General features: G+C 67.9%; 20 protein-coding genes. 16 read left to right on the forward strand and 4 right to left on the reverse strand.

Annotated elements, in window-relative coordinates; all coding sequences use genetic code 11:
* Positions 1 to 170: 170 nt before the first annotated feature.
* Positions 171 to 1196, reverse strand: coding sequence for a fatty acid desaturase (locus PL79_RS03025; RefSeq protein WP_044845471.1), 1026 nt, complete (start codon positions 1194 to 1196; stop codon positions 171 to 173).
* Positions 1197 to 1551: 355 nt separating this feature from the next.
* Here PL79_RS03025 and PL79_RS03030 point away from each other — a divergent pair, with 355 nt between their 5' ends.
* Positions 1552 to 2376 carry a phosphate/phosphite/phosphonate ABC transporter substrate-binding protein gene (locus tag PL79_RS03030; protein WP_044845470.1) on the forward strand — a complete coding sequence of 275 codons (825 nt, stop codon included), beginning with the start codon at positions 1552 to 1554 and terminating at the stop codon, positions 2374 to 2376.
* A 24-nt stretch (positions 2377 to 2400) separates the two neighbouring features.
* On the opposite strand, the gene PL79_RS03035 is transcribed toward PL79_RS03030, so the two are convergent.
* From PL79_RS03035 to PL79_RS35990, 3 genes are all read right to left on the reverse strand, one after another.
* Entirely contained in the window at positions 2401 to 3141 is a 741-nt protein-coding gene (locus PL79_RS03035; protein WP_044845469.1) for a GntR family transcriptional regulator, read from the reverse strand.
* Position 3142: 1 nt separating this feature from the next.
* Positions 3143 to 4831: a sigma-54-dependent Fis family transcriptional regulator gene (locus PL79_RS03040; protein WP_044845468.1), complete on the reverse strand. Its 1689-nt coding sequence runs from the start codon at positions 4829 to 4831 to the stop codon at positions 3143 to 3145.
* An 81-nt stretch (positions 4832 to 4912) separates the two neighbouring features.
* Positions 4913 to 5137 (reverse strand): hypothetical protein, encoded by a 225-nt coding sequence (locus PL79_RS35990; RefSeq protein ID WP_193759809.1) that lies wholly within the window; start codon positions 5135 to 5137, stop codon positions 4913 to 4915.
* On the opposite strand from PL79_RS35990, the gene PL79_RS03045 reads away from it, so the two are divergent.
* The 15 genes from PL79_RS03045 (at position 5136) to PL79_RS03115 (ending at position 17054) form a co-directional block, all read left to right on the forward strand.
* Positions 5136 to 5348 carry a phenol hydroxylase subunit gene (locus PL79_RS03045; protein ID WP_311766337.1) on the forward strand — a complete coding sequence of 71 codons (213 nt, stop codon included), beginning with the start codon at positions 5136 to 5138 and terminating at the stop codon, positions 5346 to 5348. The genes PL79_RS35990 and PL79_RS03045 overlap by 2 nt on opposite strands.
* A gap of 16 nt (positions 5349 to 5364) precedes the next feature.
* Positions 5365 to 6360, forward strand: a complete 996-nt coding sequence (locus PL79_RS03050) for a phenol hydroxylase (protein ID WP_044845466.1) — start codon at positions 5365 to 5367, stop codon at positions 6358 to 6360.
* A 37-nt stretch (positions 6361 to 6397) separates the two neighbouring features.
* On the forward strand, positions 6398 to 6667 hold the full coding sequence (locus tag PL79_RS03055; protein WP_044845465.1) for an MmoB/DmpM family protein: 270 nt from the start codon (positions 6398 to 6400) through the stop codon (positions 6665 to 6667).
* 37 nt (positions 6668 to 6704) lie between these two features.
* Positions 6705 to 8255 carry an aromatic/alkene/methane monooxygenase hydroxylase/oxygenase subunit alpha gene (locus PL79_RS03060; protein ID WP_044845464.1) on the forward strand — a complete coding sequence of 517 codons (1551 nt, stop codon included), beginning with the start codon at positions 6705 to 6707 and terminating at the stop codon, positions 8253 to 8255.
* A 74-nt stretch (positions 8256 to 8329) separates the two neighbouring features.
* Positions 8330 to 8686: a phenol hydroxylase subunit P4 gene (locus PL79_RS03065; protein ID WP_044845463.1), complete on the forward strand. Its 357-nt coding sequence runs from the start codon at positions 8330 to 8332 to the stop codon at positions 8684 to 8686.
* A 25-nt stretch (positions 8687 to 8711) separates the two neighbouring features.
* Positions 8712 to 9776, forward strand: a complete 1065-nt coding sequence (locus tag PL79_RS03070; RefSeq protein ID WP_044845462.1) for an NADH:ubiquinone reductase (Na(+)-transporting) subunit F — start codon at positions 8712 to 8714, stop codon at positions 9774 to 9776.
* Between the two features lies 1 nt (position 9777).
* Complete coding sequence (locus PL79_RS03075; RefSeq protein WP_044845461.1) at positions 9778 to 10134, forward strand: 2Fe-2S iron-sulfur cluster-binding protein; 357 nt, start codon at positions 9778 to 9780, stop codon at positions 10132 to 10134.
* Between the two features lie 25 nt (positions 10135 to 10159).
* On the forward strand, positions 10160 to 11104 hold the full coding sequence (locus tag PL79_RS03080) for a catechol 2,3-dioxygenase (RefSeq protein WP_044845460.1): 945 nt from the start codon (positions 10160 to 10162) through the stop codon (positions 11102 to 11104).
* A 21-nt stretch (positions 11105 to 11125) separates the two neighbouring features.
* Positions 11126 to 11575 carry a GlcG/HbpS family heme-binding protein gene (locus PL79_RS03085; RefSeq protein WP_044845459.1) on the forward strand — a complete coding sequence of 150 codons (450 nt, stop codon included), beginning with the start codon at positions 11126 to 11128 and terminating at the stop codon, positions 11573 to 11575.
* 99 nt (positions 11576 to 11674) lie between these two features.
* Positions 11675 to 13186 (forward strand): 2-hydroxymuconic semialdehyde dehydrogenase, encoded by a 1512-nt coding sequence (locus PL79_RS03090; RefSeq protein ID WP_044845458.1) that lies wholly within the window; start codon positions 11675 to 11677, stop codon positions 13184 to 13186.
* 28 nt (positions 13187 to 13214) lie between these two features.
* On the forward strand, positions 13215 to 13997 hold the full coding sequence (gene dmpE / locus PL79_RS03095; RefSeq protein WP_044845457.1) for a 2-oxopent-4-enoate hydratase: 783 nt from the start codon (positions 13215 to 13217) through the stop codon (positions 13995 to 13997).
* A gap of 41 nt (positions 13998 to 14038) precedes the next feature.
* Positions 14039 to 14959, forward strand: a complete 921-nt coding sequence (locus PL79_RS03100) for an acetaldehyde dehydrogenase (acetylating) (RefSeq protein WP_044845456.1) — start codon at positions 14039 to 14041, stop codon at positions 14957 to 14959.
* Between the two features lie 44 nt (positions 14960 to 15003).
* Positions 15004 to 16050, forward strand: a complete 1047-nt coding sequence (dmpG, locus tag PL79_RS03105) for a 4-hydroxy-2-oxovalerate aldolase (RefSeq protein WP_044845455.1) — start codon at positions 15004 to 15006, stop codon at positions 16048 to 16050.
* Positions 16047 to 16835, forward strand: coding sequence for a 2-oxo-3-hexenedioate decarboxylase (gene dmpH, locus PL79_RS03110; protein WP_044845454.1), 789 nt, complete (start codon positions 16047 to 16049; stop codon positions 16833 to 16835). Before dmpG ends, dmpH begins: the two co-directional genes overlap by 4 nt.
* A gap of 9 nt (positions 16836 to 16844) precedes the next feature.
* Positions 16845 to 17054, forward strand: a complete 210-nt coding sequence (locus PL79_RS03115; RefSeq protein ID WP_082088541.1) for a 2-hydroxymuconate tautomerase — start codon at positions 16845 to 16847, stop codon at positions 17052 to 17054.
* Positions 17055 to 17062: the final 8 nt, after the last annotated feature.

Here is a 17062-nt window from a genome sequence, read left to right on the forward strand (position 1 = left end):
GAACCCCGGACGAGTCGTCATTCTGGACATTGCCGGTGGAATTGGCAATTCGCCGATGAAGCTCGGCGTTGTCGGCTTTTTGTAATGAACGCGCGCCGGGGCGGCTTGGCGCGCGTCGTCGCGTCGTCGTATCGGGCGGCTTCACGGCGGAGCGCGGCCCCGCTCGCGCGTTACGTACTGATCTGAAGATACCCGTCGACCGCGGCGACCTTCGCACCGCCGCCCGTCGACAGCGATGCCGTGCCCTGGTCGAACGGGTGCACGGGCGTGTCGGTCGGCGTCCACGCATGGCGCGCCAGCAGTTCGCGATACCCGCCGCGGATCACGAAGCCGCCGCATTTCTCCGCATAGGCGTCGCGCCGCATCCGGTACGCGCGCGGCAGGTCGTACCACGGCAGCCTCGGCAGGTCGTGATGCACGAGGTGGTAGTTGTTGTTCAGGTACAGCAGCCGCATCGCAAAACCGGCCTCGTTGATCGCGATGCGCGCCTTCGGATGCCGCGCGACGCGGTGCTCGAACAGCGAACGGATCATCGCGAGCGACAGCGCGGGCCACGTCACCGCCAGCAGGTAGTACCACCACGGCACGCCGATCGCCCACTGCAGCCACGCGAGCAGCGCGACCACGCAGGCGGCGTGCGTCGCCCACATCGGCAGATAGCGGAAGTCGCCGCGCCGGAACGCGGCGAACGCGTCGGCGAACATCGCGGCGATGCTCGTCGGCGGCCCGAACACGAGACGTCCGACGAAGGTGGTGCGCGCAACCGTCAGCGCGCGACGCCAGCGCGGCAGCCGCGCCCACTGCTCGCGCGACACGTAGTTCGTTTCCGGGTCGACGCCCGGCACGGTCAGGTCCTCGTCGCGGTGATGGTCGAGGTGCGTGTCGCGATAGAGCGTGTACGGGTACCAGATCGTCAGCGGCGGATAGCCGAGCAGCCGGTTCACGAACGCGGAGCGCGTCGGATGGCCGTGCAGCAGCTCGTGCTGCAGCGACATGTGCCACGCGCCGAGCAGGATCAGCGGCGGCGTCGCGGCCGCGAGCGACAGGCGCTCGGCACGCACGAGCAGCAGCACGGCGAGCCAGCCGCCGTAGATCGCGACGACCAGCAGCCAGGTCGGCCACTCGGTACGGGCAGTGAAGCGGGCGTCGAGCGCGGCGATCGCGCGCGCGTGGTCGACGTCGAAGTATTCGGCCATGGTGCTGGGGCGGTTGAAGCGGGTGAAGCCGGTGAAGCCGGTGAAGCGGGCGATATACGGATAACCGGTAGCGGACGATCGCGCCGGTGCGGGCTGCGATGCGGTTGGCCGACCGGCGTCGCGGCTCGCGGTCAGCCGCTACAGCGGCATGCGGCGGCGTCGCGACACTGGAACGCTAACCGGGCCGCGTAGTCAGGCCAACCAAGCAATTCGGATTTGCTTATCGCTGCGCGGCCGATAAGCATTGGCCGCCCCGGCCCCGGCCCCGGCCCCGGCCCCGGCCGCGTGCCGGACCCCGGCGACGCCCGGGCGAACGGGCTTTCTCCAGGGCGCCGCCAATGCGTAGAATGCCCGCATGAGCCAATGGATCGCCGGACTGCCGATGTACAACGTGACGCCGCGCCACGCCGCGCTGTGGCGCGCGCTGCTGCGTGACGCGCTCGATGCGTTCGCGCGCGCCGGCGGGCCGGCCGGCGTCGCGTTGCTCGACGAGCCGTTCGGGGATCTGCACGCGCTGTGGCGCCGCAACGACCTGCTGTTGTCGCAGACGTGCGGTTATCCGTACCGGATGCTCGGATTGCGCGATACCGCGCACCTGATTGCGACACCGGCCTTCGATGCCCCCGGCTGCGACGGCGCGCGCTACAGCAGCGTGCTGGTCGCGTCGGCGCGCGTGCATGCGGGCGGCGCGACGACGCTGGCTGCGTGTCGCGGATTGCGGGCCGCCTTCAACGGCGCGGATTCGCACAGCGGGATGAACGCGTTCCGGCACGCGGTCGCGCCGCATGCGCACGACGGGCGTTTCTTCGGTTCGGTCGTGCCGTTCGGCTCGCACCTGAACGTGCTGCGCGCGCTGGCGGCAGGCGTTGCCGATTGCGCGGCGATCGATTGCGTGACCTTCGCGTACGTGCGTGACGCGCTGCCCGAGTTGTTGAAAGAGATCCGGATCATCGGCATGACGGCGTCGGCGCCGGGGTTGCCGTTGATCGCGTCGAAAGCGCTGGAAGGGCGGCTCGTGGAGGCGTTGCAGGATGCGCTCGATCACGCGGTCGCGCTCGATCCGGCGCGGGCGAGCGCACTGCGGCTGAAGGGATTCGAGCGCCTGCCGCCGGGCGCGTACGACACGATTGCCGGGTTTGCGCGGGATGCGGCCGCGCACGGGTATCCCGAGCTGGCGTGATCGCGTCGTCCGCGCGGCGGCACGCTAGAACGGCAACGTACCGGGCGGCGCGTTGCGCACCACCGCGAGTGTCGTGCCGATATGGTCTTCGAGCGCGAGCGCGGCGCGCGCATCGGCGCGGCGCATCGCGGCCTCGAACAGGCACGTGTGTTCCGCATGCACGTCGCGCTTCGAATCGCCGAGCCCGATGCACACGCGTCGGTAGCGCTCGCTTTGCTGCGACAGCATGCGCAGGATCAGGTAAGTCCACGGCGTCGCGGCCGCCGAGATCAGCGCTTCGTGAAAGCGCCGGTTGCACGCTTCCCATGCGGCGCGGTGCTCGATCGACACCGGCTGCTCCCAGGCCGACAACTGCTCGAAGCTCTGCCGCACACGCTGCGCCCATGCGTCGTCGCCGTGCCGCACGGAGTCGCGCAGCGCATCGACCTCGATATGAATGCGCAGGCGCGTGATCGCTTCCAGATCGTCGACCGACATCGGCGTCACGCGAAACCCGCGCTGCCCTTCGGCGACGACCAGCGCATCGCTGACGAGCCGCGTGAGCGCCTCGCGCAGCGTGCCCGCGCCGACGCCGTACACGTCTTTCAGGTGCTCGACGCGCAGCTTCGTGCCGGGCGGGTAATGCCCTTCGATGATGTGCTGCCGGAGCTGGTGATACGCGTGCTCGCTGAGCGTGCGGGCGTGCGGTTCGGCGGCGTCGTCGGCGGCCGGTTCGAGCGCCGGCGGCGGATCGTCGAACGGATGGGCGGGCAGGATGCTGTTCATGTCACGCGTCCTCCTGATCCTGTTTGCGGTTGAGCCGATAGCTGAGCTGCGCGCGGGTCAGCCCGAGCAGGCGTGCGGCGGCCGACAGGTTGCCGTTCGCGCGGTCGACGGCTTCATGCAGCAGCGCCCGCTCGAGGCCGTCGAGGCCGCCGCCGCCTTGCAGCTGGTCGAGGATCGACCCGCAGTCGATCGACATCGCGGTCGCCGGCCGGATCTGCCCGGCCCGGTCGACTGTCGCGCCGCCGGGCGAGCCGACGCCGGGGAACAGGTCCTTCGCGTCGACCGGACGGTTCGGCCGCGACAGGATCACCGCGCGCTCGATCAGGTTCTCGAGCTCGCGCACGTTGCCGGGCCAGCGGTAGCCGCGCAGCGCGTCGTACGCGTAATCGGTCAGCGTGGGCGTCGGCTTGCCGTGCAGCGCCGCGAAGCGGTCGAGCATCGCGTCGGCGAGCGGTGCGATGTCGTCCTGCCGGTCGCGCAGCGGCGGAATCAGCACCGGATAAACGTTGATCCGGTAGTAGAGATCCGCGCGAAAGGTGCCGTCGCGCACCGCCTGTTCGAGATCGCGGTTGGTCGCCGCGACGACGCGCACGTCCACCTTCCGGCCGTCGGTCGCGCCGAGCCGCTCGACCTCGCCCTCCTGGAGCACGCGCAGCAGCTTCGCCTGCACGTCGAGCGGCAGCTCGCCGATCTCGTCGAGAAACAGCGTGCCGCCGTCCGCGCGCTCGAAGCGCCCGGCGCGGGCGGTTTGCGAGCCCGTGAACGCGCCTTTCTCCGCACCGAACAGTTCCGACTCGATCAGCGCATGCGGAATCGCCGCGCAGTTGATCGCGACGAACGGCTTCGCCGCGCGCGGGCTGAGGCCGTGCAGCGCACGCGCGAAGCGTTCCTTGCCGACGCCCGTCTCGCCGGTGAGCAGCACGGCGACCTTGGTCGGCGCGGCCGTCTCCAGCAGCGCATAGGCCGCGCGAAACGCGTCGGAGCGCCCGACGAGCCGCGTGCGGCCGTCGTCGGGCGTCATCTCGAGGCGCAGCGATTCGACTTCGGTCTGCAGGTCGCGGATCGTGTTGATCAGCGAGTCGGCCTTGAACCACGACGTGATTTCCTCCGCGTCGGGCCATTCGTCGGCCGGCTTGCCGACGATCGTGCAGTGCGGATCGTTCATGCCGACGCAGGTCGTTTCCTTGAACAGGATCGTGCGGCCGATGAACGCGCTGGTATAGCCGGTCGCATAACCGATCAACATCCAGCACACCGGTTCGGGCTGCGGCCCGAACGTGCGGCGGTGCACGTCGGCTTCCCATGAATGTTCCCAGCGGTATTCGCAGTAGAACGCGCCGGTCGCGGGATCGGCCTCGAAACGCAATGGCGTGACCTGCACCGCGCCTTCGAGCATGTGCAGTTGCGGGCCGACGTGGAACATGTCGAACAGCGACGCGCCGCTGCGGATCTCGCGCGCGAGCGCGGCGTCGCGTTCGCCGGCCGCGAAGCCGACCCGCGTGAAGAAACGCCGCGTCTGCGCGGGGCCGACGCTTTCCATCAGTTCCTGGCGCAGCGTCGCCAGCGCGCCGGCATGCAGCAGCACCATCCGCTGTCCGGCCAGCCAGATGCGACCGTCGCTCGCCGAAAAATGGATCAGCTTGCGCAGGTCGGTGTCCGGCGGCAAAGGGGGCAGGCTGGGCCGCGTCATGTCTCCTCCGTCGAGATTTCTCGTGATTTTCAAAGTTTTCGCCAGCAGCGCCGCGGTGAGCGGATCGATTTGATCATTTCATCAAATGCGCTCGACCGAGTTGCTCAAATGATGAAAAAGGCCGCCGGATATAGGTTCCGGCAGGTTCGCCGGCGTGCGTTTGCCGTTCTGGTTAACCGCCATTGTGGATCGCGAATTCGAACTTTGCGTCAGGGCTTTCCCTGAATTATCGAGATTTTTTGAAGGTCGATCCGAACGTGGCACGGATGCTGCATTGAAGTCCGGTATGGAGGCGACACCGATCATGAATCAGCACCCGACCGATCTTTCCCCGCTCGACCCCGGCCGCAAGTGCGTCCGCGTGACGGGCACGAACGTGCGCGGCTTCGTCGAATTCGAGCTGTCGATCGGCGGTGCGCCGGAGCTGTGCGTCGAGCTGACGTTGCCTCCTGCCGCCTTCGATGCGTTCTGCCGCGAACAGCAGGTCACGCGGCTCGACGTCGAAGCGAACCCATGACATTGAGGAGCAAGAAGTGACCATCGAGCTGAAGACAGTCGACATCAAGCCGCTCCGGCACACCTTCGCGCACGTCGCGCAGCACATCGGCGGCGACAAGACGGCGACGCGCTACCAGGAAGGCATGATGGGCGCGCAGCCCCAGGCGAACTTCCATTACCGGCCGACCTGGGATCCGGATCACGAGATCTTCGATCCGTCGCGTTCGGCGATCCGGATGGCGAGCTGGTACGCGCTGAAGGATCCGCGCCAGTTCTACTACGCGTCGTGGGCGACCACGCGGGCGCGCCAGCAGGACGCGATGGAGTCGAACTTCGAGTTCGTCGAGTCGCGCCGGATGATCGGCCTGATGCGCGACGACGTCGCCGCGCACGCGCTCGACGTGCTGGTGCCGCTGCGCCACGTCGCGTGGGGCGCGAACATGAACAACGCGCAGATCTGCGCGCTCGGCTACGGCACCGCGTTCACGGCGCCCGCGATGTTCCATGCGATGGACAACCTCGGCGTCGCGCAGTACCTGACGCGCCTTGCGCTCGCGATGGCCGAGCCCGACGTGCTCGACGCGGCCAAGGCGGCCTGGACGAACGACGCCGCCTGGCAGCCGCTGCGCCGCTACGTCGAGGACACGCTGGTGGTGGCCGACCCGGTCGAGCTGTTCGTCGCGCAGAACCTCGCGCTCGACGGGCTGCTTTATCCGCTCGTCTACGACCGTTTCGTCGACGAGCGGATCGCGCTCGCGGGCGGCTCGGCGGTCGCGATGCTGACTGCGTTCATGCCCGAATGGCACGCCGAATCGAACCGCTGGATCGACGCGGTCGTGAAGACGATGGCCGCCGAATCCGACGACAACCGCGCGCTGCTCGCCCGCTGGACCCGCGACTGGTCGGCCCGGGCCGACGCGGCGCTCGCGCCGGTCGCCGCACGCGCGCTGCAGGACGCCGGCCAGGCCGCGCTCGACGAAGTGCGCGAGCAGTTCCACGCGCGTGTCGCGAAGCTCGGCATCGCGCTCTGACGACGGGCATTCACCTCACATCCCAAGGATAACCAGCATGTCCAACGTATTCATCGCCTTTCAGGCCAATGAGGACTCCAGACCGATCGTCGACGCGATCGTCGCCGACAACCCGCGCGCGGTGGTGGTCGAGTCGCCCGGCATGGTCAAGATCGACGCGCCGGACCGGCTGACGATCCGCCGCGACACGATCGAGGAACTGACCGGCACGCGCTTCGACCTGCAGCAGCTGCAGGTGAACCTGATCACGCTGTCCGGCCACATCGACGAGGACGACGACCAGTTCACGCTGAGCTGGTCGCACTGAACGCCGCGCTACGCGCACCGACAACACGGAGACACGCATGGACACGCCAACGCTCAAAAAAAAGCTCGGCCTGAAGGACCGCTACGCGGCAATGACGCGCGGCCTCGGCTGGGAGACGACCTACCAGCCGATGGAGAAGGTCTTCCCGTACGACCGCTATGAAGGCATCAAGATCCACGACTGGGACAAGTGGGTCGATCCGTTCCGCCTGACGATGGATGCGTACTGGAAATACCAGGGCGAGAAGGAGAAGAAGCTGTACGCGGTGATCGACGCGTTCACGCAGAACAACGCATTCCTCGGCGTGACCGACGCCCGCTACATCAACGCGCTGAAGCTGTTCATCCAGGGCGTGACGCCGCTCGAATATCTCGCGCATCGCGGCTTCGCGCACGTCGGCCGGCACTTCACCGGCGAGGGCGCGCGCATCGCATGCCAGATGCAGTCGATCGACGAGCTGCGGCACTACCAGACCGAAACGCACGCGATGTCGACGTACAACAAGTTCTTCAACGGTTTCCATCATTCGAACCACTGGTTCGATCGCGTCTGGTATCTGTCGGTGCCGAAGTCGTTCTTCGAGGATGCGTATTCGTCGGGCCCGTTCGAGTTCCTGACCGCGGTCAGCTTCTCGTTCGAATACGTGCTGACGAACCTGCTGTTCGTGCCGTTCATGTCGGGCGCCGCGTACAACGGCGACATGTCGACCGTCACGTTCGGCTTCTCCGCGCAGTCGGACGAATCGCGTCACATGACGCTCGGCATCGAGTGCATCAAGTTCCTGCTCGAACAGGACCCGGACAACGTGCCGATCGTGCAGCGCTGGATCGACAAGTGGTTCTGGCGCGGCTACCGGCTGCTCACGCTGGTCGCGATGATGATGGACTACATGCAGCCGAAGCGCGTGATGAGCTGGCGCGAATCGTGGGAGATGTACGCGGAGCAGAACGGCGGCGCGCTGTTCAAGGATCTCGCACGCTACGGGATTCGCGAGCCGAAGGGCTGGCAGGACGCGTGCGAAGGCAAGGACCACATCAGCCACCAGGCCTGGTCGACGTTCTACGGCTTCAACGCGGCGTCCGCGTTCCACACCTGGGTGCCGACCGAAGACGAGATGGCGTGGCTGTCCGCGAAGTATCCCGATTCGTTCGACCGCTACTACCGGCCGCGTTTCGACTACTGGGGCGAGCAGGCGAAAGCCGGCAACCGCTTCTACATGAAGACGCTGCCGATGCTGTGCCAGACCTGCCAGATCCCGATGCTGTTCACCGAGCCCGGCAACCCGAAGAAGATCGGCGCGCGCGAGTCGAACTACCTCGGCAACAAGTTCCATTTCTGCAGCGATCACTGCAAGGAAATCTTCGACCACGAGCCGCAGAAATACGTGCAGGCGTGGCTGCCGGTGCACCAGATCCATCAGGGCAACTGCTTCCCGCCCGATGCGGACCCGAGCGCGGAAGGCTTCGATCCGCTCGCCGCGGTGCTCGACTACTACGAAGTTCAGATGGGCCGCGACAACCTCGATTTCGATGGCTCGGAAGACCAGAAGAACTTCGCGGCCTGGCGCGGCCAGGCCACCCGCAACTGACCCGCAATCGATACGCAACCTTGAACAGGACCCGCGCGCGCCACGGCGCGAACGCGGGCCGACAGGAGACAAACATGGCCGTCATCGCGCTCAAACCCTACGACTTCCCGATCAAGGATGCCGTCGGGAGGTTTCCGGCGCCGCTGCTCTACGTGTGCTGGGAAGACCACCTGATGTTCCCGGCGCCGTTCTGCCTGCCGCTGCCGCCCGACCTGCCGTTCGGCGCGTTGGCCGACAAGGTGCTGCCGCCCGTCTATGGTTATCACCCCGACTTCGCGAAGATCGACTGGGATCGCGTCGCGTGGTTTCGCTCCGGCGAGCCGTGGACGCCCGACGCAGCGAAGAGCCTGGCCGACAACGGCCTCGGGCACAAGGACCTGATCAGCTTCCGCACGCCGGGCCTCGACGGCCTCGGCGGCGCGAGCTTCTGACCGCCACGCGGACGAGCGAACCATCATGAGCCATCAACTTACCATCGAGCCGCTGGGCGTGACGATCGAGGTCGAGGAAGGACAGACGATGCTCGACGCCGCGCTGCGCCAGGGCATCTACATTCCGCACGCGTGCTGTCACGGCCTGTGCGGCACCTGCAAGGTCGCCGTGCTCGACGGCGAAACCGATCTCGGCGACGCGAACCCGTTCGCGCTGATGGATTTCGAGCGCGAGGAAGGCAAGGCGCTCGCGTGCTGCGCGACGCTGCAGGCCGACACCGTGATCGAGGCCGACGTCGACGAGGAGCCCGACGCGGAGATCATCCCGGTCAAGGACTTCGCGGCCGACGTCACGCGCATCGAGCAGCTCACGCCGACCATCAAGTCGATCCGCCTGAAGCTGTCGCAGCCGATCCATTTCCAGGCGGGCCAGTACGTGCAGCTCGAGATTCCCGGCCTCGGGCAGAGCCGTGCGTTCTCGATCGCGAACGCGCCGGCCGAGGTCGCGGCCACCGGCGAGATCGAGCTGAACGTGCGGCAGGTGCCGGGCGGGCTCGGCACCGGCTATCTGCACGAGCAGCTCGCGACGGGTGACCGCGTGCGGCTGTCGGGTCCGTACGGCCGCTTCTTCGTGCGCCGCTCGGCCGCGCGTCCGATGATCTTCATGGCGGGCGGATCGGGGCTGTCGAGCCCGCGTTCGATGATCGCGGACCTGCTCGCGAGCGGCGTCACCGCGCCGATCACGCTGGTCTACGGCCAGCGCAACGCGAAGGAGCTGTACTACCACGACGAATTCCGCGCGCTCGCCGCACGCCATCCGAACTTCACGTACGTGCCGGCGCTGTCCGAAGGCGCGCCGGATGCGGGCGGCGACGTCGCGCAAGGGTTCGTGCACGACGTCGCGAAGGCGCATTTCGACGGCGACTTCTCGGGGCACCAGGCGTACCTGTGCGGACCGCCCGCGATGATCGACGCGTGCATCACGACGCTGATGCAGGGGCGCCTGTTCGAGCGCGACATCTATCACGAGAAGTTCATCTCGGCGGCGGACGCGCAACAGACGCGCAGCCCGCTGTTCCGGCGGGTGTGACATGGACGCGGGCCGCGTATGCGGGACGGTCCGGATCGCGCAGACCGACGAGCGCTATGCGTGCGTGTCCGGCGAGTCGCTGCTGGCCGGCATGGCGAAGCTCGGCCGGCGCGGCATTCCGGTCGGCTGCCTGAACGGCGGGTGTGGCGTTTGCAAGGTGCGTGTGCTGCGCGGCGCGGTGCGCAAGCTCGGGCCGATCAGCCGAGCGCACGTGAGCGCGGAGGAGGAAAGCGACGGCTACGCGCTGGCGTGCCGCGTCGTGCCGGACGGCGACGTCGAACTCGAAGTGGCCGGCCGGTTGAAAAAGCCGTTCTTCTGCGGCGCGTCCTGTGCAGGCGCGCCGGCGATCGACAAGTAATCAGGAAACCAGGAGGAGACACATCATGGGTGTGATGCGTATTGGTCATGTCAGTCTGAAGGTGATGGACATGGAAGCGGCGCTGCGTCATTACGTGCGCGTGCTCGGCATGCAGGAGACGATGCGCGACGCTGCGGGCAACGTTTACCTGAAATGCTGGGACGAATGGGACAAGTATTCGCTGATCCTGTCGCTGTCCGATCAGGCGGGGCTCAAGCATGCCGCGTACAAGGTCGAGCACGACGCGGATCTGGACGCGCTGCAGCAGCGTATCGAAGCATACGGAATCGCGACCGAGATGCTGCCCGAAGGCGCGCTGCCGGCGGTCGGGCGTCAATTGCGGTTCCTGCTGCCGAGCGGGCACGAGCTGCGCCTGTTCGCGAAGAAGGAGCTGGTGGGCACCGCGGTCGGCTCGCTGAACCCCGATCCGTGGCCCGACGACGTGCCGGGCTCGGCCGTGCACTGGCTCGACCACTGCCTGCTGATGTGCGAGCTGAATCCGGAGGCCGGCGTGAACCGCGTCGAGGAGAACACGCGCTTCATGGCCGAGTGTCTCGACTTCCATCTGGCGGAACAGGTGATGGTCGGCCCGGGCAACACGATCCAGGCCGCGACGTGGATGTTCCGCAGCACGACGCCGCACGACATCGCTTTCGTCGGTGGCCCGCGCAACGGGCTGCATCACATCGCGTTCTTCCTCGACGACTGGGCCGACGTGCTGAAGTCGGCCGACGTGATGGCGAAGAACAAGGTGAAGATCGACGTCGCGCCGACGCGGCACGGGATCACGCGCGGCACCACGATCTACTTCTTCGATCCGAGCGGCAACCGCAACGAGACGTTCGCGGGGCTCGGCTATCTCGCGCAACCCGATCGCCCGGTCACCACGTGGACCGAGGAGGAACTCGGGCGCGGGATCTTCTTCCACTCCGGCGAGCTGAACGAAGCGTTCACGACCGTCTATACCTGACCCGCGAAGGAGCGCAGCGCCATGAACCGAAACGATACGACCCGCAGCGTCGAGCTGCGCACGATCGACTGGCCTGCCGCCGCGCGCGCTGCGCAGGCGGCGGCCGAGGCCGCCGGGCGGCTCGGCGTGCGCGTGAACGTCGCGGTCGTCGATGCGGCCGGGATGCTCGCGGCGTTCGTGCGCATGCCCGGCGCGCCGCTGCATTCGATCGACATCGCGATCGACAAGGCGTACACGGCCGCGAGCTTCGGTCTGCCGACCGGCGCGTGGCACGCCGCCCTGGCGTCGCACTCGGACGCCGTGCGGCAGGGCCTCGTGCTGCGACCGCGCTTCGTCGCGTTCGGCGGCGGGCTGCCGATCGTCGACGACGGTGCATTGATCGGCGGCATCGGCGTGTCGGGCGGCAGTGAGGAACAGGACGCGCAATGCGCGCAGGCGGGGCTCGATGCGGCCGGCCTTGGCGGGTCGTGACGCGCGGCATGCGACACGGAAAGGCGCGGCACGACATCGCACGCGAACACGCTTCACGAACCCACGGATCACGGATTCACGACTATCGGTAACTCCATCATGTACGACACCGAACCCAACGCCGCGACACGCGGCCCCGCCGGCGGGCAGCCGGAACCGCGGCGCGTCCGCAACTTCATCGACGGCGACTATCGCGCGGGCGAGCGCTGGTTCGACAAGCGCTCGCCGCTCGACAACGCGGTGATCGCGCGCGTGGCCGAAGCGAGCCGCGCCGACGTCGACGCGGCGGTGCAGGCCGCCCGCGCGGCGCTGGCCGGCCCGTGGGGCGGGCTGACGGTCGCGCAGCGCGTCGAGCTGCTGTATGCGGTGGCCGACGGCATCACGCGCCGCTTCGACGATTTCCTCGAAGCGGAAGTGGCCGACACCGGCAAGCCGGTGAGCCTCGCGAGCCATATCGACATTCCGCGCGGCGCCGCGAACTTCAAGGTGTTCGCCGACGTCGTGAAGAACGTGCCCGGCGAAACCTTCGAGATGGCGACGCCGGACGGCGCCGGCGCGCTCAACTACGCGATCCGCCGGCCGGTCGGCGTGGTCGGCGTGATCTGTCCGTGGAACCTGCCGCTGCTGCTGATGACGTGGAAGGTCGGCCCCGCGCTCGCGTGCGGCAACACGGTGGTCGTGAAGCCGTCGGAGGAGACGCCGCAGACGGCCGCGCTGCTCGGCGAAGTGATGAACGCGGCGGGCGTGCCGCGCGGCGTCTACAACGTCGTGCACGGCTTCGGGCCGGCTTCCGCCGGCGAATTCCTGACGACCCATCCGGGCGTGAACGCGATCACGTTCACCGGCGAGACGCGCACCGGCGCGGCCATCATGAAGGCCGCGGCCGACGGCGCGCGGCCCGTCAGTCTCGAGATGGGCGGCAAGAACGCGGCGATCGTGTTCGCCGACTGCGACTTCGACGCGGCCGTCGAAGGCACGTTGCGCTCGTGCTTCGCGAACGCGGGGCAGGTCTGCCTCGGCACCGAGCGCGTGTATGTCGAGCGTCCGCTGTTCGAGCGCTTCGTCGCGGCGCTGAAGGCCGGCGCCGAGCAGTTGCAACCCGGCCGCCCGGAAGCGGCATCGACCGGCCTCGGCCCGCTGATCAGCCAGGAGCATCGCGACAAGGTGCTGTCGTATTACCGCAAGGCGGCCGAACTCGGCGCGACGATCGTGACGGGCGGCGGCGTGCCCGACATGCCCGACGACCTGCGCGGCGGCGCGTGGGTGCAGCCGACGATCTGGACCGGCCTCGGCGACGATTCGCCGATCGCGCGCGACGAGATCTTCGGGCCGTGCACGCTCGTGATGCCGTTCGATTCGGAGGCCGAAGTGATCGGCCGCGCGAACGCGAATGCGTACGGGCTGTCGACCGCGATCTGGACGACCAGCCTGTCGCGCGCGCATCGCGTCGCGGCGTCGATCGACGTTGGCATCGCGTGGGTCAATTCGTGGTTCCTGCGCGACCTGCGCACCGCGTTCGGCGGCGCGAAGCAATCGGGCATCGGCCGCGAGGGCGGCGTGCATTCGCTCGAGTTCTACACGGAGCTGCGCAACGTCTGCGTGAAGCTCTGACCCAACCGTTACTGACCGGAACACTCTTATGGACTCCACGTTGATTACCACGCTGGGCGACCGGCTGTACGACGCGATGACGTCGCGCGAACCGATCGCGCCGCTGACGTCGCAGCACGAGGACCTGTCGGTCGACGACGCGTACCGCATCCAGCAGCGCTTCGTGCAGCGCCGCCTCGACGCGGGCGAGACCGTGATCGGCAAGAAGATCGGCGTCACGTCGAAGGCGGTGATGGACATGCTCGGCGTGTACCAGCCCGACTTCGGCTACCTGCTGTCGGGCATGGTGTATGGCGACGGCGAGTGCATCGCGCTCGACACGCTGATCCAGCCGAAGGCCGAAGGCGAGATCGCGTTCGTGCTGAAGCGCGACCTGCTCGGCCCGGGCGTGACGAACGCGATGGTGCTGGCGGCGACCGAATGCGTGATGCCGTGCTTCGAGATCGTCGATTCGCGCATTCGCGACTGGAAGATCCGCATCGGCGACACGGTCGCCGACAACGCGTCGTGCGGCGTGTTCGTGCTTGGCGACAAGGCCGTGAGCACGCGCAGCGTCGACCTGTCGACCTGCGGGATGGTGCTCGAGAAGAACGGCGACGTGATCGGCACCGGTGCCGGCGCGGCCGCGCTCGGCTCGCCGGTGAATGCGGTCGCGTGGCTCGCCAACACGCTCGGCCGCCTCGGCATTCCGCTGAAGGCCGGCGAAGTGATCCTGTCCGGCGCGCTTGCCGCGATGGCGCCGGCCGCGCGCGGCGACAACTTCCGCGTGTCGATCGGCGGGATCGGCGCGTGTTCGGTGCGGTTCGCGTGAGCGCCGCCCGTTCTCTTTTCCACGCTAACGAGGCATTCCCCATGACCCGAAAGATCCGTTGCGCGCTGATCGGTCCCGGCAACATCGGCACCGACCTGCTCGCCAAGCTGATGCGCAGCCCCGTGCTCGAACCCGTGTGGATGGTCGGCATCGATCCCGATTCCGACGGCCTGAAACGCGCGCGCGAACTCGGCCTCAAGACCACCGCGGACGGCGTCGACGGCCTGCTGCCGCACGTGCAGGCGGACGGCGTGCAGATCGCGTTCGATGCGACGAGCGCGTACGTCCACGCGGAGAACAGCCGCAAGCTCAATGCGCTCGGCGTGCTGATGATCGACCTGACGCCGGCGGCGATCGGTCCGTACTGCGTGCCGCCGGTCAACCTGAAGGACCACATCGGCTCCGGCGAGATGAACGTCAACATGGTCACCTGCGGCGGCCAGGCGACGATCCCGATGGTGCGCGCGATCTCGCGCGTGCAGCCGGTCGCGTACGGCGAGATCGTCGCGACCGTATCGTCGCGCTCGGTCGGCCCCGGCACGCGCAAGAACATCGACGAATTCACGCGCACGACGGCCGCGGCCGTCGCGCAGATCGGCGGCGCGAAGGCGGGCAAGGCGATCATCGTGATCAACCCGGCCGACCCGCCGCTGATCATGCGCGATACCGTGCACTGCCTGACGGAGAGCGCACCCGACGAAGCGCGCATCGTCGAATCGGTGCACGCGATGATCGCCGACGTGCAGCGCTACGTGCCCGGCTACCGGCTCGTCAACGGGCCGGTGTTCGACGGCAATCGTGTGTCGGTCTATCTCGAGGTCGAAGGCCTCGGCGACTACCTGCCGAAATACGCGGGCAACCTCGACATCATGACGGCCGCCGCCGCGCGCACCGCCGAAATGTTCGCCGAGGAACTGCTGGCCGGCCGCCTCACGCTGGCATCGGCCGCGCAGGCGGCCTGATGCCCGCGGACGCGACTTCCACGACCGGACGAAAAGGAACGGAAATGAATCTCAAAGGCAAGCGAATCACCGTCCACGACATGACGCTGCGTGACGGCATGCACCCGAAGCGTCACCAGATGACGCTCGACCAGATGCGCTCGATCGCGAGCGGGCTCGACGCGGCCGGCGTGCCGCTGATCGAAGTCACGCACGGCGACGGCCTCGGCGGCTCGTCGGTGAACTACGGCTTTCCCGCGCATACCGACGCGGAATACCTCGGCGCGGTCATCCCGCTGCTGAAGCGCGCGAAGGTGTCGGCGCTGCTGCTGCCGGGCATCGGCACCGTCGATCACCTGAAGGAAGCGCACGCGCTCGGCGTGCATACGATCCGCGTCGCGACGCACTGCACCGAGGCGGACGTCTCCGAGCAGCACATCGCGATGGCGCGCAAGCTCGACATGGATACCGTCGGCTTCCTGATGATGAGCCACATGAACAGCCCGGAAGGGCTGGTGAAGCAGGCGAAGCTGATGGAGTCGTACGGCGCGAACTGCATCTACATCACCGACTCGGCCGGCTACATGCTGCCCGACGACGTGAAGGCGCGCCTCGGCGCGGTGCGCGACGCGCTGCAGCCCGACACGGAGCTGGGCTTTCACGGTCACCACAACCTCGCGATGGGCGTCGCGAACTCGATCGCCGCGATCGAGGCCGGCGCGAACCGGATCGACGGCGCGGCGGCGGGGCTCGGCGCGGGCGCCGGCAACACGCCGCTCGAAGTGTTCGTCGCCGTGTGCGAGCGGATGGGCATCGAAACCGGCGTCGACGTGTGGAAGATCCAGGACGTCGCCGAGGATCTCGTCGTACCGATGATGGATTTCCCGATCCGGATCGACCGTGACGCGCTGACGCTCGGTTATGCGGGCGTGTACGGATCGTTCCTGCTGTTCGCGAAGCGGGCGGGCGACAAATACGGGATTCCGGCGCGCGACATCCTCGTCGAGCTCGGCCGGCGCGGGATGGTCGGCGGCCAGGAGGACATGATCGAAGACACCGCGCTGACGCTCGCGAAGGCGCGCGCGGCGCAAGCGAAGCGGGAGGCCGCATGAACCTGTCGACCGACACGATCGAGGCGCTCGCCGCGCATCTCGACGACTGCATGCGTGAAGCATGCGACACGCCGAAGATCACCGACCGCCATCCGGAGATGGACTGGGACGACGCCTACGCGGTGCAGGATGCGATCCGCCGCCGGCAGCTCGCGCGCGGCGCGCGGATCGTCGGCTACAAGGCCGGCCTGACGTCGCACGCGAAGATGCGGCAGATGGGCGTCGACACGCCCGTGTTCGGTTTCCTCACCGACGTCTACGACCTGCCCGACGGCGGCGAGTGCGACACGTCCGCGCTGATCCATCCGAAGGTCGAGCCGGAAATCGCGTTCGTGACGAAGGCCGAACTGAAGGGGCCCGGCTGCCACGTCGGCGCGGTGCTCGCCGCGACCGATTTCGTCGTCGCCGGGATCGAGGTGATCGACAGCCGCTACCGCGATTTCAAGTTCGACCTGAAGAGCGTGGTGGCCGACAACACGTCGGCCGCGCGCTTCGTCGCGGGCGGCCGCCCGCTGCCGGTGGACGGCGTCGACCTGCGCACGCTCGGCATAGTGCTCGAGAAAAACGGGCTGCCGGTCGCGTTCGGTGCCGGCGCGGCCGTGCTCGGGCATCCGGCCGCGGCGATCGCGATGCTCGCGAACCACCTCGGCGCGCGCGGCGAATCGATCCCGGCGGGCAGCCTGATCCTGTCGGGCGGCATCACAGAGGCGGTGGCCGTCGCGGCCGGCGACAACGTGACGCTGCGCGTGCAGGACATCGGCTCGGTCGGCCTGCGCTTCATCTGAACGTTCCGAATGCAACGGGAGGCCATCGTGCCGGTAGCTCATCTGTACATCCTGGAAGGCCGCGACGACGACAAGAAGGAACGCCTGATCGCGGAAGTCACCGAAGCCATCCATCGCTCGCTCGACGCACCGCTCGAATCGGTGCGCGTGATCATCACCGAGATGCCGAAGGCGCATTTCGGGATCGGCGGGCAGAGCGCGAAGAAACGCGGGCGCTGACGCGCCGC

This window comes from Burkholderia sp. USMB20, assembly GCF_000949135.2.
Taxonomy (GTDB): Bacteria; Pseudomonadota; Gammaproteobacteria; order Burkholderiales; family Burkholderiaceae; genus Burkholderia.

Excerpts from the sequence above, each read along its gene's own strand:
- PL79_RS03025 (WP_044845471.1), bottom strand. The coding sequence starts at position 1,196 with ATGGCCGAATACTTCGACGTCGACCACGCGCGCGCGATCGCCGCGCTC.
- PL79_RS03030 (WP_044845470.1), top strand. The coding sequence starts at position 1,552 with ATGAGCCAATGGATCGCCGGACTGCCGATGTACAACGTGACGCCGCGC.
- PL79_RS03035 (WP_044845469.1), bottom strand. The coding sequence starts at position 3,141 with ATGAACAGCATCCTGCCCGCCCATCCGTTCGACGATCCGCCGCCGGCG.
- PL79_RS03040 (WP_044845468.1), bottom strand. The coding sequence starts at position 4,831 with ATGACGCGGCCCAGCCTGCCCCCTTTGCCGCCGGACACCGACCTGCGC.
- PL79_RS03045 (WP_311766337.1), top strand. The coding sequence starts at position 5,136 with ATGAATCAGCACCCGACCGATCTTTCCCCGCTCGACCCCGGCCGCAAG.
- PL79_RS35990 (WP_193759809.1), bottom strand. The coding sequence starts at position 5,137 with ATGATCGGTGTCGCCTCCATACCGGACTTCAATGCAGCATCCGTGCCA.
- PL79_RS03055 (WP_044845465.1), top strand. The coding sequence starts at position 6,398 with ATGTCCAACGTATTCATCGCCTTTCAGGCCAATGAGGACTCCAGACCG.
- PL79_RS03060 (WP_044845464.1), top strand. The coding sequence starts at position 6,705 with ATGGACACGCCAACGCTCAAAAAAAAGCTCGGCCTGAAGGACCGCTAC.
- PL79_RS03065 (WP_044845463.1), top strand. The coding sequence starts at position 8,330 with ATGGCCGTCATCGCGCTCAAACCCTACGACTTCCCGATCAAGGATGCC.
- PL79_RS03070 (WP_044845462.1), top strand. The coding sequence starts at position 8,712 with ATGAGCCATCAACTTACCATCGAGCCGCTGGGCGTGACGATCGAGGTC.
- PL79_RS03075 (WP_044845461.1), top strand. The coding sequence starts at position 9,778 with ATGGACGCGGGCCGCGTATGCGGGACGGTCCGGATCGCGCAGACCGAC.
- PL79_RS03080 (WP_044845460.1), top strand. The coding sequence starts at position 10,160 with ATGGGTGTGATGCGTATTGGTCATGTCAGTCTGAAGGTGATGGACATG.
- PL79_RS03085 (WP_044845459.1), top strand. The coding sequence starts at position 11,126 with ATGAACCGAAACGATACGACCCGCAGCGTCGAGCTGCGCACGATCGAC.
- PL79_RS03090 (WP_044845458.1), top strand. The coding sequence starts at position 11,675 with ATGTACGACACCGAACCCAACGCCGCGACACGCGGCCCCGCCGGCGGG.
- dmpE (WP_044845457.1), top strand. The coding sequence starts at position 13,215 with ATGGACTCCACGTTGATTACCACGCTGGGCGACCGGCTGTACGACGCG.
- PL79_RS03100 (WP_044845456.1), top strand. The coding sequence starts at position 14,039 with ATGACCCGAAAGATCCGTTGCGCGCTGATCGGTCCCGGCAACATCGGC.
- dmpG (WP_044845455.1), top strand. The coding sequence starts at position 15,004 with ATGAATCTCAAAGGCAAGCGAATCACCGTCCACGACATGACGCTGCGT.
- dmpH (WP_044845454.1), top strand. The coding sequence starts at position 16,047 with ATGAACCTGTCGACCGACACGATCGAGGCGCTCGCCGCGCATCTCGAC.
- PL79_RS03115 (WP_082088541.1), top strand. The coding sequence starts at position 16,845 with ATGCAACGGGAGGCCATCGTGCCGGTAGCTCATCTGTACATCCTGGAA.